This is a genomic window from Cytobacillus firmus (assembly GCF_023612095.1).
Taxonomy (GTDB): Bacteria; Bacillota; Bacilli; order Bacillales; family Cytobacillaceae; genus Cytobacillus.
In genome coordinates this window covers 1,417,492-1,441,840 of the sequence record NZ_CP086235.1, presented here as the reverse complement: position 1 = coordinate 1,441,840, position 24,349 = coordinate 1,417,492, and the positions used below count along the sequence as shown (strand labels likewise).

Genomic DNA, 24,349 nt, shown 5'->3' with positions numbered 1-24,349 from the left:
CCACTGGCTCTCTATAAACAGGGAGATAAAACTTACTAGAGTCTCTTCATAGCTTTTTACTATATTGTTTTAAAGTATAAGTGTGATTATAGTATGCAAGCATAAAACCGTCAATGCCAAATTTGAAAAATTCAATTTTTCCAGGCATTACTTTTCATTCCAAATCCGCTCCCAAACGGTATCTTCACCATTTACTTTAATTTCGAAAACATCCGGATTGCTCATCTTCATCAGATGCTCAAAGCCTGCATTTTCATCAAAATAGCGAAGCAGCAGCGTTGATAAATTCCCATGGCTGACCAGAACGATATGATTCTCATTAGATGCGATTAATTCATCCATCAGGGAAGAGGCCCGTTTCATTCCTGCTGAATGAGATTCTCCCCCTTCAAAAACGAGTTCAAAATCGGAAAAGCTTTGCTTAAGCTTATCCTGCCAATCATCAAAAAGAATAGAGCTCAGCACCCTTTCACCCAACCGGCTTTCCTCAATGATCTCCAGATTTCGGAACTGTGCAAGGGGCCGGATTGTTTCAATCGCCCGCACAAAAGGGCTTGAGTATATGCGATTAATTTCTTTGCCTTTAAAGAAATCAATTAATTTTAATGCCTGTTGCCTTCCGCTTTCTGTCAATTTGGCAGAGAAAGGCTGGCCCTCCGCCTTTGCATGGCGCACGATATAGAAAGTCTTCAATTAATTCGCCTCTCCTTTATCAAGCGGGATATGAATTTCTTTAAAGTCCTCAGCAATGATCGTATTGGGAAATATGGTCTGTGATTCTTTCATAAGCAGTTCCCAATCCTGGCGTTCATATCGTGAACTGATATGATTCAGGCAAAGTTTCCTTGCATTCGCCTCGAGCGCAACTTGAGCAGCCTGCAGGGTTGTCGAATGAAAATAATCGTATGCAAGCTTCTCTTCCCCTCCGGAGAAGGTTGCTTCATGTATTAAAAGGTCAGCACCGGACGCTAAATCTATTGCCGCCTCACAGAATCTGGTATCACCCAGCACCGTGACAATTCTTCCCTTTTGAGCCGGCCCCAGGAAATTTTCTGCTTCGATAATTCTTCCATCCTCAAGCTCTATGTCTTCACCATTCTTTATTTTCTTATATATCGGGCCCGGTTTGATTCCCGCTTCAGCAAGTTTGTCCGCAAGCAAAGTTCCCGGACGGTCCTTTTCTGTAATCCGGTAGCCGTATGAGGATATTCCATGCTCGAGCATGCGGGCTTCCACCTTAAAATCTTCTTCATCAAGCACAATACCCTCAGTGATTTCAGCTACCTTTAAAGGATACTTAAGGTATGTGCCGCTGACAGATAGCGAGACTTCAATGAATTCTTTCAACCCTCTTGGCCCATATAGGGTCACCTCTGTATCACCGCCCTGGAAAGAGCGGCTTGAAAGCAGGCCGGGCAGACCATAAATGTGGTCACCATGAAGATGTGTGATAAAAATTTTCTCAATTCTTCTCGGTTTAATGCTTGTATGTAAAATTTGATGCTGGGTCGCTTCGCCACAGTCAAAAAGCCATATGCTCCCTCTTTCATCCAAGAGCTTTAAAGCCATCGAGGATACATTTCTCAGCTTAGCGGGAATTCCTGCTCCCGTTCCCAGAAAAAATATGTCCATATGTAAAATACCTCCTTCCGGCAATTTAGTGATTAAGCCTGTCTTGTCTCGCCAGTATGAATATAAACAATATACCATAGCAGCTTGGGAATTCATTCATTTAACAATTGTTTTTTGTGTTATTTGAAAGGATAGTTCCTGGCCGTTAGATAGAAACTATGGTAAAAAGGACAAACTTAATATTTGCGAAAACAGCTGTAAACAGATACAATTTTATACTTGTACAGACGTTTTTTTGCAATGCAATATAACAGCTTCTTCTCAAGCTGAGGACGGACAAAAGTCAGTCCCGCCTTACATACAGAAATTTTGTCGAAAAGAGGTTCTAGAATCGTGAAAACAAACGAAAAACCGGCCGGATTAATAATGATATTTGGAGCAACAGGAGATTTGGCAAAAAGAAAATTGTTTCCCTCACTTTATCGCTTATACAAAAAGGGCAGGCTGTCCGATCGCTTTGCCGTAGTAGGGGTTGCCAGAAGGCCGCTATCAAATGATGAGTTTCAGGCAAGTGTTAAAGCCTCTGTTGAGTCTGCTATAAAAGATAACGGAGAACTTGAAGATTTTATTTCTCACTTTTACTATCATTCGCATGACGTTACGGATTCCAGTTCCTATTTGGCATTAAAGAGCATGGCCGAAGAATTGGATGCTCACTATTCCCTTGAAGGTAACCGCATTTTTTACCTTGCCATGGCACCTGAGTTTTTCGGAACCATTGCAGAGCATTTAAAAGCAGATGGCCTGACAGATGTAGATGGGTTTAAGCGTCTTGTCATTGAAAAGCCATTTGGGCATGATCTTGAATCAGCGAAGCAGCTTAATAAGCAAATCCGAAAAGCCTTTTCAGAAAATGAAATTTACCGGATTGACCACTACCTGGGGAAAGAGATGGTGCAGAACATTGAAGTTATCCGTTTTGCCAATGCCATTTTTGAACCATTATGGAACAATCGCTACATTTCAAATATCCAGGTTACATCAAGCGAAGTACTGGGTGTTGAAGAACGCGGCCGTTACTATGAAAAAAGCGGCGCACTTCGCGATATGGTTCAAAACCATATGCTGCAAATGGTTGCCTTATTGGCAATGGAACCGCCAATCCGCTTGACCACAGATGAAATCAGATCTGAAAAAGTAAAAGTTTTAAGAGCCATGCGTCCAATTGAAGGCGATCAGGTAAGAGATTACTTTGTCCGCGGCCAGTATGGAAAAGGACATTTAAATGGACAGGAAGTACCTGCTTACAATCAAGAGCCGATGGTGGATGAACAATCAAACACCGAAACGTATGTAGCAGGTAAGCTGATGATTGATAATTTCCGCTGGGCAGGTGTGCCTATCTATATTCGCACAGGAAAAAGGATGGCTGCTAAATCAACGAAAATTGTTATCCAGTTCAAGGACATTCCGATGAACTTATATTATCAGACTGAGCAAACGCTAAATCCTAACCTGCTGGTGATCCATATTCAGCCTGAGGAAGGCATTACCCTTTATTTAAATGCCCAAAAATCAGGTCAAAACATTGAAGCCACACCTGTAAAATTAAACTTTGCCAACAAAGGCATCGATGACATGAATACACCTGAAGCTTATGAAAGGCTTTTATATGATTGCATGCGCGGTGACGCAACAAACTTTACACACTGGGATGAAGTGGCCCTTTCCTGGAGCTTTGTCGACAAAATTTCCGACGTTTGGGAAAACACAAGAGAAATAGGATTCCCTAACTACGAATCCGGTTCAATGGGTCCAAAAGAAGCAGAACGGCTGCTGGAAAAAGACGGTTTCTTCTGGTGGCCTGTAACTGACCTTGATGTTGAACAGTGTTAATAATTCTGAGCCCCCCTGCTCTCTAAGGGGGCTTATTTTTTGAAAAACAAAAAACAGCGCCGCTCGGACGCTGTTTTTTTATTATTCCATCCAGTTTGTATGAAAAATGCCTTCTTTGTCTGTACGCTGATAGGTGTGTGCACCGAAGTAGTCACGCTGTGCCTGAAGAAGGTTTGCAGGCAATGTTTCTGTTCGGTAGCTGTCATAATAGGACAAAGCAGCAGCAAAGCATGGTACAGGAATGCCGTTCTTTACAGCTACGCTGATAATTTCACGTGCAGCATCCTGATAGCTTTCCACGATTTCCTTGAAATACGGATCAAGAAGGAGATTCTTCAAGCCCGGCTCACGGTCATATGCTTCCTTGATTTTCTGCAGGAATTGGGCACGGATAATGCAGCCGCCGCGGAAAATCATTGCAATATCACCATATTTCAAATCCCATCCATATTCTTCGGAAGCTGCTCTCATTTGAGCAAAGCCTTGTGCATATGAGCAGATTTTACTCATGTAAAGGGCTTTGCGGACACTCTCAATAAATGCTTTTTTATCACCCGTGAAGTCCTGTCCAGCCGGCCCGCGAAGAACTTTGCTTGCATTCACACGTTCCTCTTTCATGGCTGAGATGAATCGGGCAAAAACAGATTCAGTAATGATTGGCAGCGGTACACCGAGGTCAAGGGCACTTTGGCTTGTCCATTTGCCGGTTCCCTTTTGGCCTGCTGTGTCAAGGATGACATCTACCAGCGGCTTTCCGGTTTCCTCATCTTTTTTAGTGAAGATATCAGCCGTGATTTCAATCAGATAGCTGTCAAGCTCTCCTTTATTCCAATCGGCAAATACTTCATGAAGCTCTTCAGCAGTCAACCCAAGAATATTTTTCAACAGAAAATAAGATTCGGAAATCAGCTGCATATCACCGTATTCAATGCCGTTGTGGACCATTTTCACATAATGGCCTGCTCCATCCGGACCGATGTATGTTGTGCATGCTTCGCCATTAACCTTTGCCGCGATATCTTGAAAAATAGGGGCAACCAGCTCGTAGGCTTCTTTTTGGCCGCCAGGCATAATGGAAGGACCCTTTAGAGCGCCTTCTTCACCGCCGGAAACACCGGTACCGATGAAATGGATGCCCAGCTCGCTTAATTCCTTATTGCGGCGCTGCGTATCCACAAAGAAGGTATTTCCTCCATCAATCAGAATATCACCTTTATCCAGCAGAGGCTTTAGCTGCTCAATTGTCGCATCTGTCGGACCGCCTGCTTTCACCATAAGCATGATTTTGCGGGGTTTTTCCAGAGAGTCAACAAACTCTTCAATTGTATATGTACCTTTAAAGTTTCGTCCTTCCACTTCCTTAAGCATCTCATCCGTTTTTTCACGTGACCGGTTAAAAACTGATACTGAGTACCCTCTGCTTTCAATATTCATGGCAAGATTTTTGCCCATGACGGCTAAGCCGATAACACCAAACTGTGAATTCGTCATCTTTTATTACTTCCCTTCCAGCCTTTATGTGTTAAGCATACAAAATACAAAATCCTATAAAAATAATCCACTCTACTTTAGCAAGATTCCTATTCTGATTCAACTTTCCTGTCTTAGTTTTGCTTATAGCCGCCTTAAAAACTCATGAATGATCATCTTTTTCTTTTTTATCGCCGCTTCCTGGCCTGCCATGCAAAAAGTCTTTATTAAAGCTGGTGTCAGTGCCGATTTTGGGGCTGGTCAATTTCATGTCCGAAAGTGCACCCGCATTGTCGATTATTTTAGTGCCGTATTTCTTGCGCAAAAGATCCATTGTCTGAAATAACGGCTCCTTTTTGGCATCTTTTTCAAAACTGAACAGATCCAGCTGTTTAACCGCCTGTTCGGGTTCGACAAGGTCTGTTCCTGTAATGCCCAGAAGCCGTACTGCATTTCCGTTCCAATGTTTTATAAAAAGCTCTTTTGCTATTTGGTAAATTTCATCATTATGCTGAATCGGATTCTTCAATTTTCGGCTTCTTGTAATGGTTTTTCGGTCCTTATACCGGATAGTAATCCCGAGAGACACCGCCATAACCTTTTTCCTTTTCAATCTGGAAGAAACCTGTGCAGCCAGCTTTTCAAATACCTGGAGAAGCTCTCTTTGATTGGAAACATCCCTTGGCAGTGTGGTCGAATTCCCCACACTTTTAAATTCAGATGCCGAGTCGGGATCGACTTTTCTAAAATCCTGCCCGTTGGCCTTTTGTTTTAGCCTCGGTCCATTAATGCCCAATGCTGCTTTTAAAATAATTTCATCGGCTTTTGCCAACTCGCCAATTGTGGTGATATTGAGGTTTCTCAGTTTTTCTCCGGTTTTTGTGCCGACTCCGTGCATTTCTTCCACTTCCATCGGCCACAGGATATGCGGTACATCTCTTTTTCTGAGTACTGTAATCCCCATTGGCTTTTTCATATCGGAAGCCATCTTGGCTAAAAATTTATTAGGGGCAACACCTATGCTGCAGGGCAAATCGAGCTGCTGAAAAACCTGCTTTTGTATCGTCCCGGCAATCTCTATCGGGCTCCCAAACTCATAGCTGTCTGTTATATCCACATATCCTTCATCAATGGATACGGGTTCAACAAGGGAGGAGTATTCGCGCAATATATCAAACATTCCCATAGAAGCTGCACGATACCTCTCAAAATTAGGCTTCCTGATAATCAGCTGGGGACAGAGCTTTTTAGCCTCCCATAGAGGCATGGTGGTTTTTACCCCGAATTTCCTTGCCTCATAGCTGCAAGTTACAATAATTCCGCGTCTCTCCTCCGGATTGCCTGCGATTGCTAAAGGCTTACCCTTTAATGAAGGATCATAAGCCATCTCAACCGAAGCATAAAAACTATTCATATCAACATGGAGGATAACTCTCCCATTTTTCGGATACATTTGTTTCATGCCGGCACTTCCCTATAAATATAATTCAGTTCTATTTTAGCAGATATTTTTCTTTTCTATTAAATAGAGACTTTTTGAAAACGCGAAAACAGGGAATCTTAGATCCCCTGTTTTCGCGTTCGTCCGTTATGCAGTTGTATGCTGTGTTTTCATATACTCTTTTATTTCTCTTATTCCCTCCAGTGATTCCACCAGCTTCAAAGGATCGATTATAGTAATCAGCCTTTTATCGATATTAGCCACACCTGTGAAATAATTGGTTTTTTGATAGGCAATCAGACCTGGCTGTTTCAGGCAGTCTTCTGGAATATCGAGAATTTCCTTGGCTTCATTTACAAGAACGGCGAATGATAGCTCGTCTGTCTTCAGAACGATCATTCTTGCAGACTCACTATCGGCCAGTGTCCGGCTGTATAGAATTTCTTCAAAATCAACAACTGGAATAAGCTCTCCCCTGACTTTAACAATTCCTCTTACATAGCTGGGCAAATGAGGTATCGGTGTAATGCCGTCCATTTTCTCAATGGATATAACAAAAGGAACCGGTGTAGCATATTCCTCATTTCCTGCCCTGAAAACAACAGCTTTATTATTTTCAATCATCCTATTTCCTCCTCGGAAACTCTTATGTATAGAACTAATATACCATATCCATTATTTTCTAACTAGTGAGGAAATAATAGATTGCTGCAGTAAAAAAAGAGAACCGCATTGGTTCTCTCTCTTGCTGTTTAAGCTGATACTTCTTCAATAATGGCAATGACCATTTCAGCAAGTTTATTTAATTCTTCAATAGGCATGCGCTCATTGGTTGTATGAATTTCTTCATAGCCGACAGCAAGATTAACTGTTGGAATGCCGAAGCCGGCGATCACGTTTGCATCGCTTCCGCCGCCACTGTGAAGAAGCTCAGAGCTGCGGCCGATTTTTGCAGCCGCTCTGCGTGCTACTTCAACGACATGATCACCTTCGCCAAATTTAAAGCCAGGATACATAACCTGAACATCCACTTCAGCTTTGCCGCCCATTTCTTCGGCAGCACTTTCAAATGCTTCCTTCATTTTAGCTACCTGCTGTTCCATTTTTTCAGGAATTAATGAACGTGCTTCTGCTAATACATCAACATGGTCACATACGATATTCGTCTGCTGACCGCCTTCAAAACGCCCGATATTAGCCGTTGTCTCTTCATCAATGCGGCCCAGCGGCATTCTTGAGATCGCTTTTGATGCCATCGTGATGGCAGAAATGCCCTTCTCAGGAGCAACACCTGCATGAGCTGTTTTTCCCAGAATAGCAGCTTTCACTTTAGCCTGGGTTGGAGCGGCAACGATTATATTTCCGACTTTGCCGTCACTGTCCAATGCATAGCCGAACTTTGCTTTAACAAGTGAAGGATCAAGAACCTTAGCTCCAACCAGTCCGGATTCTTCACCAACTGTGATAATGAACTGAATAGTTCCATGAGCAATATTCTGCTCTTTCAGGACTTTAACAATTTCGAGCATAACAGCAAGTCCTGCCTTGTCGTCTGCACCCAGGATCGTTGTTCCATCTGTTACAACATAGCCGTCCTTGATGGAAGGTTTAATTCCTTTTCCAGGAACAACCGTATCCATGTGTGAAGTGAAATAAATGGTATCAATTCCTTCTTTCGTTCCCTGAAGAGTGCAGATGAGGTTGCCTGCACCGTGTCCGGTCTGTGCAGTTGTATCGTCTTCGTACACCTCAACCCCAAGATCCCTGAATTTTTTCTTCAAAACTTTAGCAATTTGAGCTTCAAACTTTGTTTCAGAATCAATTTGCACCAGTTCCAGAAATTCGTTTAATAAGCGTTCCTCATTAATCATTTATGTACAAACCTCCAAATTTAAGCTTACTAAGCAAGTATAACTCCAAAATTTTGGCACAGCAAATCAGGAATCCATTATAGCGGGATATTTCCATGCTTTTTATGAGGCCTGCTTTCTTTTTTATTGCGAAGCATTTCAAGCGCTTGAATGAGCTTGATTCTGGTTTCGCGCGGATCGATGACATCATCCACCATGCCCCGGCTTGCCGCCACATATGGATTGGCGAACTTTTCTCTGTACTCTTCGATTTTTTGTGCCCTTGTGGCCTCGGGATCATCACTGTTCTGGATTTCCCTTGCAAAAATAATGTTGGCTGCACCTTGAGGACCCATTACGGCTACTTCCGCATTCGGCCATGCAAAAACAAGATCTGCGCCAATAGATTTACTGTTTAGGGCAACGTAAGCTCCTCCGAATGCTTTTCTTAGAATAACAGTAAGCTTCGGCACCGTTGCTTCTGAGTAAGCATAGAGAATCTTTGCTCCGTGCCGTATAATTCCGCCATGCTCCTGTTTAACCCCCGGGAAAAAGCCTGTAACGTCCTCAAATGTTATAAGTGGAATATTAAAGGAATCACAGAACCGGATAAATCTTGAAGCCTTATCAGAAGAATCTATATCAAGGCCACCTGCCATGACCTTCGGCTGATTGCAGACAAGTCCCACCGTTTCACCCTTGATCCGGGCAAGGCCGACTACAATATTTTTAGCGAAGTCGCGCTGTACCTCCATAAAAGTATCGTTATCCACTACCTGTTCAATGACTTTTCGGACGTCATATGGACGAAGGGCATCAAAGGGAATAACGTCTGTCAAATCCGGACGGTAATCATCTTCTTCATCCCATTCGGACATAGGCGGTTTTTCTTCGTTATTCTGCGGAAGGTAGCTTAACAGACTCCGCACCTGCCCAATCACTTCCTCTTCGGACTCTCCTCTAAAGTGCGCGTTTCCGCTGATCGTATTGTGCACACGCGCACCGCCCAGATCCTCAGGAGAAATTTTCTCCCCAGTCACCGTTTCAATTACTTTTGGTCCGGTTATGAACATCTGGCTCGTCTTTTCCACCATAAAGACAAAATCCGTAATCGCCGGAGAATATACTGCACCACCGGCACAAGGCCCCATGATGACTGAAATCTGCGGAATCACTCCTGAATAAATGGAATTCCGGTAGAAAATATGGCCGTATCCATCAAGGGAAACAACACCTTCCTGAATTCTGGCGCCGCCGGAATCATTCAAGCCTACAAATGGGGCTCCATTTTCAGCTGCTAAATCCATTACATTGGCAATTTTTTTTGCATGCATTTCCCCGAGAGCGCCACCAAAAACGGTAAAGTCCTGTGAAAATAAGAAGATAGGACGTCCGTTGACCTTCCCATAGCCAGTTACAACACCATCTCCAGGCCCTTTTTGGTTTTCCAGTCCAAAATCCGTGCTGCGGTGCTCAATAAATGGATTCAGCTCAACGAAAGTTCCTGGATCTACTAATAAATCGATTCGTTCCCGGGCAGTCAGTTTTCCTTTTTCATGCTGTTTTTGTATACGCTCATCCCCTCCGCCCAGTTCTACTTCCCTGCGCCTGTCGTATAACTCATTTATTTTCTCATAGATGTCTGCCATGCCTTATTTCAATCCTTTCTTTTCACAGAATTCATATAAAATACCGCCTGTCGATTTCGGATGCATAAAGGCTACATGGGCACCGCCCGCACCAATCTTAGGTTCATCCTGCAGCATCCTGATACCCTGTTCCTTCATTTCGTTTATGCGTTCTTGTATGCTGTCAACTCCCAGTGCTACATGATGCAGCCCTTCTCCCCGCTTTTCTATAAACTTGGCAATTGGACTTTCTTCACTTGTCGGCTCCAGCAGCTCGAGTTTCGTTTCCCCCGCTTTTATAAACGCCACCTTTACTCCCTGGCTGTCCACTTCCTCTATTCCGAGAAATTCAAGCTTTAGCGTTTCAGTATAAAATGGAAGCGCTTCATCAATAGACCTGACAGCAATTCCAATATGGTCCACCTTCTTAATCATCTGTTTCCCTCCTCTTGGATGTCGAAATATATCACTTTCCCGCAGAATGTGGGCATATTTTAAATCTATTATTTAAATATTCGTTATTAATGTCGAAAATCCTTTTAATAAATTGAGCGGTTGTTCAATTTGATGATTATTAGTAAAATAAGAGTAAGAATTGGGACGAGGAGGCATAGAATGTCAAATAAGAAACTGGCTAAAGTCATTGTTTATCTAATGATATTTGCAATGCTCGCATCTACCCTCATTATGGGTATGGCGATGTTTTTATAACATGGAACATTCATTACTCAGCTGCGCGGGATGGCAATCCCGCGCAGCTTTTTTCTAGACATAAATATGAACTGGAGAGTCCTAAGCTGGCGTTCATTTAAGCTCATAAAAAAACTGCATCCATTCAGATGCAGCTGTACATTCTTTTAATTATCTTTTTTTATGGCACCGTAATCTCTTCCAAGTTCGTCAAAGCTCTTTGCTGAGGTGACTACTAAGATTTTTGTTCCAAGTGGCACGGATTCATATAACGACTCTACTGCCTCATTCTGCAATCTGATACATCCATTGGAGACATATCTGCCGATGGACGAAGGATCGTTCGTCCCGTGAATGCCGTAGATTCTGCCATCAGTATTTTCTGCGTCAAACCCAATCCACCTTGTGCCGAGCGGATTCCGGGGGTCACCGCCTTTTATGTCCTTTTTTCTGTAGTAAGGATCAGCTGCCTTTACAGTCACAGTGAACAGCCCTTCCGGTGTAAGGTCATCCGTTTTCCCGGTTGCAGCTGTGATGACATTCTGCACTTTGTGATTCTGTATAAACGCAACTTCATTTGTGCGTTTATTGACAATCAGAAATGGATCTCCAGGCAGCGGGTTAGATCCCAATGGCCAGACTGGGGAAAGAGAAAAAAACAGGATGGCCGCTGCAGCAAACTTCAGCATGACAATTCACGCTCCAATTCCTTTTCCTTAGTTTGCTTCTCCAGTCCCGCTTTGATTCATTTCCTTATCCTTTAACCCTTTAAAAGAACTCTTAATAATCAAATACTGTTCCATTTCTTTTACAAAGTGAAGGAGGGCAGCACGCGCTTCAAATTCCTCCCTCGTTTTGGGGAGCTCCATATTTTCAAAAGAAACCTTCATACGGTACAATTTCTCCAGGAATAGCAGGGCCGTATTTCCCGGGTGGATATGTTCCGATAATTCTTCAATAAAATCAGCGATCATCTCTCCCTGTTCAACAGGAAGTGCAATGGATGTAACACTGGGGAGAACCCTCTCAATAATTTCAAATTGTTTTTCCCTCATTTTGAAATAATGATAATATAAATTTTCATCTCTTCGAAAGTGGTTTTCAACATCCCTGAATGCCAGTGCTTTTGCCTCATCGATCAATTCCATTGTTTCGGTAATTTCTCTGCCGTCCCAGCTGCTTTCATGGGTACGCAAATACCTCACGATTTCGTCAAAGATGACTTTAAAGTTTTCCTCTATTTCCAGTCTATATTCCTTAAGCTTCGATTCCAGACTCGGCATGTAAAGGTTCGCGATTAATGCAACACCGATTCCGACAATAATGATGCCCAATTCATTCAGCAAGAGGTCCTTTGAAACCTCTCCTGCAGAATAAATATGCAAAATTATAACTGAGCTTGTGACAATTCCATCACTTGCCTTTGCCATGACAGCTGTCGGAATAAAAAACAGCAGCAGCAGCCCGATTACAAGCGGATGGTAAGCAATGCCCTCAAAAACAAGGATGAAAACGCCATTGCCAGCAGACACGCAAAAAATCGGTCCCATGAAGCCCGAAGTGATTTTTTCTTTGTGACTTTTATGCATAATATAGTCAGGATGCCTGCAGAAACAAAATTATCAAGCTGCAGCATCTGTGCAATCATGATGCTGATGGAAGTCCCCACTGCAGTCTTGATTGTCCGGTAGCCAATTCTGTACTTCATTTATTCTAACTCCTATATTCAATTGCCCAATCTAATTTTAAGAAGGCTGTCAGGTATTTAAATGCGAAAGAGAAGATGATCATGTTGACCATCTTCTCCCATAGCATATATCGATTATAGCATTTTTTGCAAGAAATCCCTTGCACGTTCACTCTTAGGATTAGAAAAAAATTCTTCAGGAGAAGAATCCTCTACAAGCACGCCGCCATCCAGGAACAGTACCCTGTCTGCCACTTCACGGGCGAAGCCCATTTCATGGGTAACAATCGCCATTGTCATACCAGTATGTGCTAAATTCTTCATAACGTCCAGCACTTCTTTCACCATTTCCGGGTCAAGAGCAGATGTTGGCTCATCAAAAAGCATAACTTCAGGCTGCATGGCAAGAGCTCTTGCAATTGCAACCCTTTGTTTCTGCCCTCCTGATAAACGATTGGGGTATTCGTGTGCTTTAGCGGATAATCCTACCTTCTCCAAAAGCTCGAGCCCTGTTTTCTCAGCTTCCGATTTTGATAATCCCTTTACCTTCATCGGTGCATAGGTCAGGTTTTGCAGGGCAGTTTTATGGGGAAATAAATGAAAATGCTGAAACACCATCCCTACATTCTGGCGCACTTTCATTATGTTCGTGCTTTTATCCGTAATGTCCTGCCCATTAATCATGATCCTGCCGTCTGTTGGCATTTCCAGAAGATTGATGCAGCGGAGGAACGTTGACTTCCCGGAACCGGACGGACCTATTACAGCCACTACTTCGCCATCTTGAATATTGGTTGAAATTCCTTTAAGAACTTCAAGTTTACCGAAATGCTTATGCAAATTTTCCACTTTAATCACTGCGTCTCATTCTCCTTTCAATTCCTTTTCCAAGCACAGTCAGGACCATAACCATCATGTAATAAATCAGCCCGGCAATCAGTATCGGTTCGAAGTAGGAAAACTTTTCGCCTCCCACGATGTAAGCCCTGCGCATCACGTCTGTTACTCCAATGACTGTTACGATCGCAGACTCTTTTGTAAGAGTAATAAACTCGTTCATTAATGCAGGCAGAATATTTTTCATTGCCTGCGGAAGTATGATATCCATCATGGCCGGCCTGTATGGAACGCCCAGTGCCATTGCCGCTTCACTTTGCCCTTTATCCACCGCCAGAATTCCCGCCCTGATAATCTCCGAAATATAGGCTGCTGAATTAAGCCCAAAAGAAAGGATGGCAGCTGTGGAAGGGTCTATTTTATACCCGATCAGCTGTGGTGACCCATAATAGATGAGCATCAGCTGAAGAACAAGAGGTGTTCCTCTAAAAACGGATGTGTAGGCATCTGCAATCCAGCCAAGAAATTTAAATTTGCTAATTTTAAAGAATGATAGAATAATACCTAATACAAAACCCAGTATGCCTGCCATAGACACAATTTGCAGCGTAACGCCAATGCCTTTAAGTATATATGGAAGGGAGGGAATGAACTGCTGAAAATCCAGATTCACTATCTTTCCATCCTTTCTGTAAGTAATTTATTTTCCTGGAAGAATAAAGCGTCCAAAGGAAAATATGCCTTGGACGCCAATTCCCAGCGAATTATTTGTTATCAAACCATTTTACAATCAATTCTTCCAATTCACCGTTTTCTTTCATCTTCAAAAGCTCTGCATTGAATTCTTCAGTTAATTCACTGCCTTTAGGAAAAGCAATGGCAGAACCTGCCTCTGTTTCATCTTCTTCAATTGTGAACCCGGCAAGGTCTTTATTTTTTTCAAAATAACCTTTTGCAACCGTGTCTTCAATCATAGCTGCATCAAATCGGCCTGCCATGATTTCCTGAATTAACTCAGGGATGCGGTTGCGGTTTTCCACAGTCATATCAACTGTTTCTGCAATTTCTTCTGCCTTATCTGCCTGAATGGAAGCAAGCTGCACACCTATTGTTTTTCCATCTAAATCTTCCAATGATTCAATTCCACTGCCTTTTTTAGAAACAATCATGTGGCTCGCTGTATAATATACATCGCTGAAATCAACGTTTTCTTTACGTTCTTCAGTAGGTGTCATACCCGCTAAAACAAAATCAACCTGGCTTGTTTCCAGTGCAGGGATCAGTCCGTTAAAGTCCATATCCTTCACTTGGATTTCATAGCCCAATTTTTCAGCAATCGCTTTGGCCAAATCCACATCAAAGCCGATGATTTCTTCCCCTTTTGCTGAATCTACATATTCAAATGGCGGATAATCCGCTGACGTACCCATTGTTAAAACCTTTTTATCCGAGCTTTCCCCAGAGCCGCTTTTACCAGCTTCTTCACTAGTCCCGCATGCAGCTAATAAACCAACTATGAGCATGCTTAAAGCAATCATGATCACTTTTTTCATTTTAGTTTCCCCCTATAAAAATATGAATAATTTCTGCATAACTATTAATAAATATTCACTAAAATGAATTTTAACAGATTTTTATATTTATGCAATAAGGTTTTTAATTATTTATTAGAAGTTTAATTATTCAGATAAATTTACACAAAAAAAAAGCCCCGTTATTCGGGACCTTTTCGCTATTTAAACTTCTTCGCAATATTTCTCAAAGGCATCCTGCAGTTTCTGGACTACTGCCATAGGCTCATGGCCTTCGATTTCGTGGCGCTCGATCATCGTGCATAGCTCCCCATCTTTTAGAAGTGCAAAAGATGGTGATGATGGCGGATAACCTGTGAAGTAAGATCTTGCTTTTTCGGTTGCTTCTTTATCCTGTCCGGCAAATACCGTAACCAAATGGTCAGGGCGCTTATCATAATGCAGGGAATGCATGGCCGCAGGACGGGCAATTCCGCCTGCACATCCGCAGACAGAGTTCACCATTACAAGTGTAGTTCCTTTCTTATTAAGGGACTCATCCACTTCTTGAGGTGTTGTTAATTCAGTAAAGCCGGCATGTGTTATTTCCTGACGCGCCTGCCTGACAACATCATTCATAAATAAATTAAAATCCATATTCAAAGTCATCGCTCCTCATTTAAAAATTCTCTTGACTATATACATAATACCAATACATCAGTAAATTTTACAATCAAGTCAATTTTTTGAATAAAAAAGTTTAGCTTTTGGATTATCGGGGAAAGATAAAACTACAGCTAGATCCATACCCCTAAACTCCCTAGATTCGCCAGTGCCCGCAAGGCACTGGCCATTTTTTTGCCTTCAGGAAAAGCCTGCCCGAAACAGAAAGCTCTATCTTTTTGTATAAACATTAAACAATTCTTCAACTGCAGATGTAACCGTCCTGTTCCCTGCTATGACCTCGTTTTCGATTTTTGGAAGAAGCGGTTTTATGTCAGGATGATAAAAAAAGCTGAACTGAAGCTGATCCAGAATCATGGAGTGTATCCATTGTTTTGTCTGGAGCCTTCTTCTTTCTTCAAAAACTCCTGATGTCTTTGCCGTATTTTCAAACGTTTTGATCACATTCCAGATCTCAGAAATGCCTTCATTAAAGACAGAAGAGCAGGTATAAGCTTTCGTTTGCCATCCTTTAGTAGCTGGCTGAAGAAAGTGAAGGATACGGTTATACTCTGCTTTTGTTTTTTCGGCCAATTTCTTATTGCTTCCATCGGCTTTATTGACAATTACCGCATCAGCCAGTTCCATAATGCCTTTTTTCATTCCCTGCAGTTCATCCCCTGCCCCAGTCAGTGTTAAAAGCATAAAGAAGTCCACCATTTCCCTGACAATGACTTCACTTTGTCCCACACCGACGGTTTCAACGAGAATAACATCAAAGCCTGCTGCTTCACACAGAAGCATGGTCTCTCTTGTTTTTCTGTGGACACCTCCCAGTTTCCCTGCTGAAGGAGAAGGTCTTATGAAAGCACGCGGGTTTCTTGATAGCTGCTCCATTCTTGTTTTATCGCCAAGGATGCTGCCGCCGCTCAAGCTTGAGCTTGGATCAACGGCCAGCACAGCTGTTTTTAAACCCGCATTACATAGGTATGTCCCAAAAGATTCAATGAACGTGCTCTTTCCTGCCCCCGGCACTCCGGTTATCCCAATCCTGAGCGATCGCCCTGAATGAGGCAGAAGCCTGTGCAGGAGTTCCTGTGCATGGTGAAAATGATGCTCTGCGTTACTTTCAATCAGAGTGATCGCTCGTGCAAGAACAGGTCTGCTGCCACTCATGATTCCTTCTTCAAGAACGTCAAGATCAGGCAGGGAGGCAGATTTTTTTTGAAACCTGCCTATTTTCTCGAATTTCTGCTTCTGCTCACCTGAATCCACACCACTGCGCACGGTGCTTGTAAAATTTTCTGCCTTTTCTTCATCAAACCATTCCGGTTTTTTATCCTCTGCCATTTACTGGGTCACTTCCTCATACCCGAGACGGCTGTATATCTCTCTGATGACCTTTTGGGCAGCCACTGGAATGACGGTGCCCGGGCCAAAAATGGCAGAAGCACCATGCTCATATAAGTATTGATAATCCTGTGCCGGAATAACCCCGCCGATGACAACAATAATATCTTCCCTATCCAGTTTCTTCAGTTCAGCAGCAAGCTGCGGCAGAAGAGTTTTATGGCCTGCAGCAAGTGAACTGATGCCAATGACATGAACGTCATTTTCGACCGCCTGAAGAGCTGTTTCTTCCGGAGTCTGGAATAGAGGGCCGATATCAACATCGAAACCAAGATCGGCAAAGGCTGTTGAAATGACTTTTGCTCCCCTGTCATGGCCATCCTGTCCCATCTTGGCAATTAGAATCCGCGGTCTTCTTCCTTCGTTTTCGAGGAATTCATCTGTCATCTGCTTTACTTCTGCAATTTCTTCTTCATTGGAAAAAGCAGAACTGTAAACGCCGCTGATTGAACGAATAATCGCTTTATGGCGGCTGGCCACTTTTTCAATTGCTTCGGAAATTTCGCCAAGAGTAGCTCTAACCCTCGCTGCATTTACTGCAAGCTCAAGAAGGTTGCCTTCCCCTGATTCAGCAGCTTTTGTAATAGCCTCCAGGGCCTCAGCAACTTTCTCATTATCGCGGGAGGCCTTCAGCCGCTCCAGCTTTTCGATTTGCTTTAATCGTACAGCTGTATTGTCGATGTCCAGAATGTCAATCGGCTCTTCTTTTTCAAGCCGGTATTTATTCACACCAATAATGATTTCTTTTCCGGAATCGATTTGTGCCTGCCTTCTGGCGGCAGCTTCTTCGATTCTCATTTTTGGCAATCCTGTCTCAATTGCCCTGGCCATTCCGCCAAGATTCTCGATTTCCTCAATATGCTCCCAGGCTCTCTTAATTAACTGATCTGTTAATGCTTCTACATAATAAGAACCGCCCCATGGATCAATTACATTGGTGATACCTGTTTCCTCCTGAAGGTACAGCTGTGTATTTCTCGCTATACGGGCTGAAAAATCCGTCGGCAATGCAATGGCTTCGTCCAATGCATTCGTATGAAGAGATTGAGTATGCCCCATCGCTGCTGCATGCGCTTCAATAAGAGTCCTTGTTACATTATTGAATGGGTCCTGCTCGGTCAAGCTCCAGCCTGAGGTTTGAGAATGCGTTCTAAGCGCCATTGATTTCGGATTACCGGGTTCGAAGGTCTTCATCATTTTTGCCCAAATGTAGCGGGCTGCCCTCATTTTTGCCACTTCCATAAAATAGTTCATGCCGATAGCCCAGAAAAACGAAAGTCTCGGTGCAAAGGAATCAATATCGATTCCGGCTTTAAGTCCGGTTCTTACATATTCAAGTCCATCTGCGAGCGTATAGGCAAGCTCAATATCTGCTGGTGCACCCGCTTCCTGCATATGATAGCCTGAGATGCTGATGCTATTGAATTTCGGCATGTATTTTGATGTATATTCAAATATGTCGGCAATGATCTTCATAGACATTTCCGGCGGATAGATATAGGTGTTGCGCACCATATATTCTTTTAAAATATCATTCTGGATCGTTCCCGAAAGCTTCTCCTGGCTTACTCCCTGCTCTTCCGCCGTGACGATATAGAAAGCCATAACAGGCAAAACTGCGCCATTCATCGTCATCGATACAGACATTTGATCTAAAGGGATCCCATCAAACAGTGTCTTCATGTCCAGGATGGAATCAATGGCCACGCCAGCTTTCCCTACATCCCCTTCGACTCTTGGATGATCAGAATCATAGCCTCTATGGGTGGCAAGATCAAAAGCGACTGATAAACCCTTTTGCCCCATGGCAAGATTGCGGCGGTAGAATGCATTGCTTTCCTCTGCAGTAGAAAATCCGGCATATTGACGGACAGTCCAGGGCCTGTTCACATACATGGTTGAATAAGGTCCCCTTGTATATGGAGGAAGCCCCGGCTTATCGTTTAAGTGCTCCATATCTTTTAGGTCTTCATTTGTGTATAGCGGCTTTATTTTTATTCTCTCGTTAGTTTCAAAGAGAAGATGATCGATGGATGAATTGATTTCTTCCTCCGCTTTTCTTTTCCAGTCATCCTTTGATGATTGTTTTACTTTATGAATATCCAGGCTTTTAAAATCCGGTTTATTGGCCACTGTTTGCCACCTCCATCTCGTTCAGCATAGTCAAGAGAGTTTCATAGCAATCGCTTTTCACGTGAATGTATCCGCTGATTCCAGCACCTTTAAATTCGTCCCTTTTCCTCTCTTCAGGAAGGCCGGCTAAATAGATTGCAGCTGACGGGAAAGCTTCTTTCAGTTGTTTAACTAAAGGAACAGCCATGCTGTCATATTGGTCGTTTGAACCGCAAATAAAATAATGCCTGCAGTTTGTTTCTTGGATAAATGCTTTAGCATCTTCAAGGTTCTCTACAGAGCCGCTTCTGACTGCCTCAACCCCTCCGGGTGCCAGGAAGCCTGCAATAAAATCAGCACGGGCCTTATGATTCTTCAATTCTCCCAGACAGATTAGCCCTGCTTGAGGATGTATTCCCTTTTCCTTTAATCTTTCCGATAAATTCCGCAAACTTTCGAAGGACTCTGAAAGCCGAACCTGCGGAATTGGCTTGATATCACCCTTGCTGTTTTCTATGGTTTCGGCCACTATTTGAAGCGGCTTTTCATCAGGGTTAGCATAAATATTTGTTCCAATGATACTTTGTTTTCTTGTATGAACATCTTTCCTCTTCTTCTCATGAACTTGGGAAATCTGATTTTGAACCCACCCTGTCTGTAGGGCTTCAGCCATTCCTCCAAGCTCTTCTATCTCAAGGAAAAGTTCCCAGGCTTTATCAATCAGTTCATTCGTCAGATGCTCCACATACCAGGAGCCGCCCGCCGGGTCAGAGACCTTCAGCAGATGCGCCTCTTCCATTAGAATGAGCTGGGTGTTTCGGGCAATTCTGTCTGAAAGTTGAGAGGGTGCTCCTTCCGGTTCATTATACGGACTGACATGCAGGTATTGGACTCCTCCCAATACTGCTGCAAATGCTTCATTCCCTGCTCTCAGCACATTAACATAAGAATCATAAGCAGACTTAGTAAATGAGGACGTTTCTGCTGAAATGACCATTTTTTTACTGTCTCTCTCAGCTCCATATGCTTCTGCAACTTTGCCCCATATAACCTTTGCCGCACGAAGCTTGGCAATCTCCATAAAAAAGTTTGAGCCAACAGAAAATTTGAATAGCATTTTGGATAGAATTTCTTCAATTTTTTTGCCTTTTCCAAGAAAATACTGCAGGTGGTTTACTCCTGCTGCCAGTGCAAAAGCAAGTTCCTGGACGGCATTCGCGCCTCCATTATGATAAACAGCCGTATTTACCATGATGGTTTTGAGGCTTGGCATATGTTCAGCTGCCGCATTGGCCGTTTCATTCAAATTTTCATATAGCTCATCGATTGAGCGATCGTTCATTTTGGCTGCAGCAGCAAACGCAAGCGGGTCTGCAGCAATATATCCTGTGATTTTTTCGCTTTCATTTAATCTCGAAAGTTCTTCTATTAATTGACGGTGACTTTGGCCGGCATCCACACTGAAAGGATATTTTTTATAAAGTTCTCCTACAGCGATGCTGATCTTCTCTGGATTTGTTAACTGTTCCGGCTGGAAAGCCAGCGCTGTCTGCCCCTTCGCAACAGCAGCAAGGAGTTTTTCTGCCAGCTCTTCAGAAGCTGAGGCACTAACTTTCTGTGCAACCCTCCATTCTTCTCCCAGGTATCCGGAAGCATATGAACCCCTTCTGAAGTCTTCTGCGCCAGGATACTGAGTTAAAGGGTTTTCGTTCAGGTCTTCTCTGGAATAAAGCGGTTTCAATTTTATGTTTTCATATGTATTTCGTGATAATGTTTCTAAGGATTTCCCTTTAAGAGCTTTTTCTGCACTTTGCTCCCAGTACTCATTAGTCTGCTGCGGGAATTTTTCTTTAATCATTTTCTTTAATGACATAATTAGGCTGTCCTTGTTGCTGACAGCGTTCCCTCCCCTCATGCGGCAGCGGACCCGTTTCTATTAAGAAACAATGCCGCAAGAAAATTATAATAAAATTCTAAATTCTCCATACATCTATTTTAGTATACAAAGAAGAAACAAGCAATGAACAATAAGAAACCGCTGTCCCAAAGCAGGGCAGCGGTCATTTTACTTATTAATAAATAGATGTATTTTCTTTAGATGTGTTCTCCAGAATTTCCTTCACGCGCTGCAGGAAGCGTCCGCATACCAGGCCGTCAAGCACACGGTGATCAAGTGACATACAAAGGTTAACCATATCACGGACAGCAATCATGCCATTGTTCATGACAACAGGACGTTTCACAATGGATTCAACCTGAAGAATTGCCGCCTGCGGATAATTGATAATGCCCATGGACTGTACGGAACCGAATGATCCGGTATTATTTACAGTGAAAGTTCCACCCTGCATTTCAGCAGAAGTCAGTTTTCCTGTACGCACTTTTAAGGCAAGATCATTAATTTCACGGCCAATACCTTTAATCGTCTTTTCATCCGCCGCTTTGATGACCGGAACGAATAACGCGTCATCTGTTGCTACTGCAATGGAAATATTGATATCCTTCTTCTGGATGATCTTATCTCCTGCCCACATGGAATTAATCTGCGGGAATTCCTTAAGGGCCTGTGCAACTGCTTTTACGAAGAAAGCAAAGAATGTAAGGTTAAAGCCCTCTTTTTGCTTGAACTCCCCTTTAATGCTGTTGCGGTACTCAACAAGATTCGTAACATCCACTTCCATCATTGTCCAGGCATGAGGTGCTTCATGTTTGCTGCGGAGCATATTGGCAGCAATCGCCTTACGCACTCCGGTAACAGGGATTTCAACATCACCTGGCATTACCGGTACATTAGGTGCTGGCGCCGCCTGTTTGGATGCTGCAGGCTGGGAAGGTGCAGATGCAGCTTCCTGTGCTGGCGCTTCTGTCTTTTCCGGTGCAGCCGCAGCTGCTGCAGCTGTCGGAATATCTCCGGACTCAATGATTTTCATAAGATCTTTACGGGTGATGCGTCCGCCGCCGCCAGTACCTGTCACCTGGTTCAAATCGATTCCATGCTCTTGAGAAAGCCTTAAGACTGCAGGTGAATAACGGACTCCTTTTGGAGCATCCGCTGCTTTAACAGGTGCCGCTGGTGCAGAAGGCGCTGAGGCTGAAGGTGCAGCCGGAGTCTTATCCTCTCCTTTTGTCTCTGCTGGCGCATCTTGAGCAGCTTCCCCGCCGCCTTCGGTTTCGATTGTCAAAATCACCTGGCCCACTTCATACGTTTCGCCTTCTTCTGCAATCAATTCTTTGATTACACCAGTGAAAGAGGACGGTACTTCCGCGTTTACTTTGTCAGTCATTACTTCAGCAAGCGGATCATATTTATTTACTTTATCACCAACGGAAACCAGCCATTTGCTGATTGTCCCTTCAGTAACACTTTCCCCAAGCTGGGGCATTTTAATTTGTTCAATAGCCACCTGAGTAACCTCCTTCTAGCTGCCCGCAATTTGCGGGTCATGCAGCAGGTGCAGCTGATCCGGAATGGAGTCCAGCCTGAGAGCCGCACCCTCTGCGAGCTTTCCATTTTTATTAACTAAGATGTTGTTATTAAAATTCAGCCAATTCACGCATTGCTCTTTCTACTTTATCAGGGTTAACCATAAAGTATTTCTCCATAGTTGGAGCGTAAGGCATTGCTGGCACATCAGGACCGGCAAGGCGTTTGATCGGTGCATCCAGCTCAAACAGGCAGTTCTCTGCAATAATCGCAGCAACTTCGCCCATGATACTGCCTTCTTTATTATCCTCAGTAAGAAGAAGCACTTTTCCTGTTTTAGAAGCAGCTTCAATAATTGCTTCTTTATCTAACGGATAAACCGTTCTTAAATCCAGGATGTGCGCTGAAATGCCATCTTTAGCAAGTCTTTCTGCAGCCTGAAGAGCAAAATGGACGCATAGGCCATAAGTGATGACCGTGATATCTTCACCTTCGCGTTTTACATCTGCTTTTCCGATTGGCAGCACATAATCATCATCAGGAACCTCACCTTTGATCAGGCGATATGCGCGCTTATGTTCAAAAAACAGCACCGGATCCTCATCACGGATTGCTGCTTTCAATAAACCCTTAACATCATAAGGGGTAGAAGGCATAACAATCTTAAGTCCCGGCTGATTCGCAAATACAGCTTCGACAGACTGGGAATGATAAAGTGCTCCATGAACACCGCCGCCATATGGTGCACGTACTACAATCGGACAGCTCCAGTCATTATTTGAACGATAGCGGATGCGTGCCGCTTCTGAAATAATCTGGTTAACAGCCGGCATAATGAAGTCGGCAAATTGCATTTCTGCAATTGGACGCATTCCATACATTGCTGCACCGATTCCAACCCCTGCAATCGCTGATTCAGCAAGAGGAGTATCAATTACGCGGTCTTCGCCAAATTTGTCATATAGTCCTTGTGTCGCTTTAAATACGCCACCTTTTTTACCTACGTCTTCACCTAAAACAAATACCTTTGGATCTCTTTCCATTTCCTCGCGGATTGCCATAGTCACCGCATCGATATAAGAAATTACAGCCATATTCTCTCCCCTTACTGTTCAGCATATACATGCTTTAAAGCAGATTCCGCTTCTGCATATGGAGCGTTTTCAGCATAATCAGTTGCTTCGTTTACCAGTTTCATAACCCGGTCATTGATTTCCTTTTCAATCGCATCGTCCATAACGCCATTTTCTTTCAGATAGGCGCCAAAAGTAATAATCGGATCTTTTGTTTTTGCTTCAGCCACTTCATCAGGAGCACGGTAGCTTCGGTCATCATCATCAGATGAGTGTGGTGTTAAACGGTATGAAACGGTTTCGACTAATGTCGGACCTTCTCCGCGGCGGCCTCTGTCTGCTGCTTCTTTCACAGCTTTATAAACTTCAAGCGGATCGTTTCCGTCAACTGTTATACCTGGCATACCATAGCCAATAGCTCTGTCAGACACATTTTCGCAAGCAAGCTGCTTTTCAATCGGAACAGAGATTGCATATTTATTATTTTCACACATAAAGATAACAGGAAGTTTATGAACACCTGCAAAGTTCGCACCTTCATGGAAATCTCCCTGGTTAGAAGAGCCTTCACCGAATGTTACAAAAGTAACCAGGTCCTTCCCTTCAAGCTTTCCGCCGAGGGCGACACCAACAGCATGAGGCACCTGTGTAGTAACAGGAGAAGACCCTGTCACGATTCGGTTTTTCTTTTGGCCGAAGTGTCCAGGCATTTGGCGTCCGCCTGAGTTTGGATCTTCCGCTTTAGCAAACCCTGACAGCATTAATTCCCTTGCGGTCATGCCAAATGTTAAAACAACACCCATGTCACGATAATATGGAAGAACATAATCTTTCTCGCGATCAAGAGCAAACGCGGCACCTACCTGCGCAGCTTCCTGCCCCTGGCATGAAATAACAAATGGGATTTTTCCAGCACGGTTCAAAAGCCACATGCGCTCATCAAGACGGCGGGCTAACAGCATCGTCTCATACATTTCAAGAACTTTCTCATCACTTAAACCTAAATCTTTATGACGGTTTTCAGCCATTTATACAACCTCCTAAGCTAATATGTATCAGCCCCGTCTCCAATTGGAGACTTGGAC

22 protein-coding genes, 1 pseudogene and 1 other annotated feature (1 of these 24 cut by a window edge) are annotated in these 24,349 nt (G+C 43.4%); of the genes and pseudogenes, 2 read left to right on the top strand and 21 right to left on the bottom strand.

The window, feature by feature from the left end; translation table 11 throughout:
- Positions 1–59, bottom strand: a binding site (T-box leader) (it extends 158 nt beyond the left edge of the window).
- 88 nt (positions 60–147) lie between these two features.
- Together LLY41_RS07235 and rnz are read right to left on the bottom strand one after the other, a co-directional pair.
- Complete coding sequence (locus tag LLY41_RS07235) at positions 148–693, bottom strand: histidine phosphatase family protein (protein WP_095244773.1); 546 nt, start codon at positions 691–693, stop codon at positions 148–150.
- Positions 694–1,632 (bottom strand): ribonuclease Z, encoded by a 939-nt coding sequence (rnz, locus tag LLY41_RS07230; protein WP_304587292.1) that lies wholly within the window; start codon positions 1,630–1,632, stop codon positions 694–696.
- Positions 1,633–1,965: 333 nt separating this feature from the next.
- On the opposite strand from rnz, the gene zwf reads away from it, so the two are divergent.
- A complete protein-coding gene (gene zwf / locus LLY41_RS07225; RefSeq protein WP_142301776.1) occupies positions 1,966–3,468 on the top strand; it encodes a glucose-6-phosphate dehydrogenase in 1,503 nt (500 codons plus the stop codon).
- Positions 3,469–3,549: 81 nt separating this feature from the next.
- Here zwf and gndA read toward each other — a convergent pair whose 3' ends face one another.
- The 6 genes from gndA to mce all read right to left on the bottom strand — a co-directional run bounded on the left by gndA (position 3,550) and on the right by mce (position 10,292).
- Complete coding sequence (gndA, locus tag LLY41_RS07220) at positions 3,550–4,959, bottom strand: NADP-dependent phosphogluconate dehydrogenase (protein WP_304587290.1); 1,410 nt, start codon at positions 4,957–4,959, stop codon at positions 3,550–3,552.
- Positions 4,960–5,101: 142 nt separating this feature from the next.
- Positions 5,102–6,400, bottom strand: a complete 1,299-nt coding sequence (locus LLY41_RS07215; RefSeq protein WP_095244776.1) for a DNA polymerase IV — start codon at positions 6,398–6,400, stop codon at positions 5,102–5,104.
- A 126-nt stretch (positions 6,401–6,526) separates the two neighbouring features.
- The gene (locus LLY41_RS07210) at positions 6,527–7,003 is read right to left on the bottom strand and encodes a chemotaxis protein CheW (RefSeq protein WP_304587288.1); all 477 of its coding nucleotides are present in this window, start codon (positions 7,001–7,003) and stop codon (positions 6,527–6,529) included.
- Between the two features lie 128 nt (positions 7,004–7,131).
- Entirely contained in the window at positions 7,132–8,250 is a 1,119-nt protein-coding gene (locus LLY41_RS07205; RefSeq protein WP_095244778.1) for a tripeptidase T, read from the bottom strand.
- A gap of 77 nt (positions 8,251–8,327) precedes the next feature.
- A complete protein-coding gene (locus LLY41_RS07200) occupies positions 8,328–9,878 on the bottom strand; it encodes an acyl-CoA carboxylase subunit beta (RefSeq protein WP_095244779.1) in 1,551 nt (516 codons plus the stop codon).
- A gap of 3 nt (positions 9,879–9,881) precedes the next feature.
- Entirely contained in the window at positions 9,882–10,292 is a 411-nt protein-coding gene (mce, locus tag LLY41_RS07195; RefSeq protein ID WP_095244780.1) for a methylmalonyl-CoA epimerase, read from the bottom strand.
- Between the two features lie 180 nt (positions 10,293–10,472).
- On the opposite strand from mce, the gene prli42 reads away from it, so the two are divergent.
- Entirely contained in the window at positions 10,473–10,568 is a 96-nt protein-coding gene (gene prli42 / locus LLY41_RS07190; RefSeq protein ID WP_175609094.1) for a stressosome-associated protein Prli42, read from the top strand.
- A gap of 146 nt (positions 10,569–10,714) precedes the next feature.
- Here prli42 and LLY41_RS07185 read toward each other — a convergent pair whose 3' ends face one another.
- The 13 genes and pseudogenes from LLY41_RS07185 to LLY41_RS07125 all read right to left on the bottom strand — a co-directional run bounded on the left by LLY41_RS07185 (position 10,715) and on the right by LLY41_RS07125 (position 24,292).
- The gene (locus LLY41_RS07185; protein WP_304587285.1) at positions 10,715–11,236 is read right to left on the bottom strand and encodes a L,D-transpeptidase; all 522 of its coding nucleotides are present in this window, start codon (positions 11,234–11,236) and stop codon (positions 10,715–10,717) included.
- Positions 11,237–11,263: 27 nt separating this feature from the next.
- Positions 11,264–12,255 (bottom strand): annotated as a pseudogene (locus LLY41_RS07180) (aromatic acid exporter family protein).
- Positions 12,256–12,369: 114 nt separating this feature from the next.
- A complete protein-coding gene (locus LLY41_RS07175) occupies positions 12,370–13,092 on the bottom strand; it encodes an amino acid ABC transporter ATP-binding protein (RefSeq protein ID WP_095244783.1) in 723 nt (240 codons plus the stop codon).
- The gene (locus LLY41_RS07170) at positions 13,085–13,744 is read right to left on the bottom strand and encodes an amino acid ABC transporter permease (protein WP_095244784.1); all 660 of its coding nucleotides are present in this window, start codon (positions 13,742–13,744) and stop codon (positions 13,085–13,087) included. Before LLY41_RS07170 ends, LLY41_RS07175 begins: the two co-directional genes overlap by 8 nt.
- A 91-nt stretch (positions 13,745–13,835) precedes the next feature.
- Positions 13,836–14,624 carry a transporter substrate-binding domain-containing protein gene (locus tag LLY41_RS07165; RefSeq protein WP_095244785.1) on the bottom strand — a complete coding sequence of 263 codons (789 nt, stop codon included), beginning with the start codon at positions 14,622–14,624 and terminating at the stop codon, positions 13,836–13,838.
- Between the two features lie 183 nt (positions 14,625–14,807).
- Positions 14,808–15,245 (bottom strand): BrxA/BrxB family bacilliredoxin, encoded by a 438-nt coding sequence (locus LLY41_RS07160; RefSeq protein ID WP_076258102.1) that lies wholly within the window; start codon positions 15,243–15,245, stop codon positions 14,808–14,810.
- A 231-nt stretch (positions 15,246–15,476) separates the two neighbouring features.
- Positions 15,477–16,595 (bottom strand): methylmalonyl Co-A mutase-associated GTPase MeaB, encoded by a 1,119-nt coding sequence (gene meaB / locus LLY41_RS07155; RefSeq protein ID WP_095244786.1) that lies wholly within the window; start codon positions 16,593–16,595, stop codon positions 15,477–15,479.
- Positions 16,596–18,788 carry a methylmalonyl-CoA mutase gene (scpA, locus tag LLY41_RS07150; RefSeq protein ID WP_304587283.1) on the bottom strand — a complete coding sequence of 731 codons (2,193 nt, stop codon included), beginning with the start codon at positions 18,786–18,788 and terminating at the stop codon, positions 16,596–16,598.
- On the bottom strand, positions 18,778–20,640 hold the full coding sequence (locus LLY41_RS07145; RefSeq protein ID WP_304587282.1) for a methylmalonyl-CoA mutase subunit beta: 1,863 nt from the start codon (positions 20,638–20,640) through the stop codon (positions 18,778–18,780). The genes scpA and LLY41_RS07145 overlap by 11 nt, the downstream gene beginning before the upstream one ends.
- Before the next feature lie 199 nt (positions 20,641–20,839).
- Positions 20,840–22,171 (bottom strand): dihydrolipoamide acetyltransferase family protein, encoded by a 1,332-nt coding sequence (locus LLY41_RS07140; protein WP_095244789.1) that lies wholly within the window; start codon positions 22,169–22,171, stop codon positions 20,840–20,842.
- 15 nt (positions 22,172–22,186) lie between these two features.
- The gene (locus LLY41_RS07135) at positions 22,187–22,321 is read right to left on the bottom strand and encodes a hypothetical protein (protein ID WP_304587281.1); all 135 of its coding nucleotides are present in this window, start codon (positions 22,319–22,321) and stop codon (positions 22,187–22,189) included.
- Positions 22,302–23,285 (bottom strand): alpha-ketoacid dehydrogenase subunit beta, encoded by a 984-nt coding sequence (locus LLY41_RS07130; protein WP_304587279.1) that lies wholly within the window; start codon positions 23,283–23,285, stop codon positions 22,302–22,304. The genes LLY41_RS07135 and LLY41_RS07130 overlap by 20 nt, the downstream gene beginning before the upstream one ends.
- A gap of 11 nt (positions 23,286–23,296) precedes the next feature.
- Entirely contained in the window at positions 23,297–24,292 is a 996-nt protein-coding gene (locus tag LLY41_RS07125) for a thiamine pyrophosphate-dependent dehydrogenase E1 component subunit alpha (protein WP_048008216.1), read from the bottom strand.
- Positions 24,293–24,349: the final 57 nt, after the last annotated feature.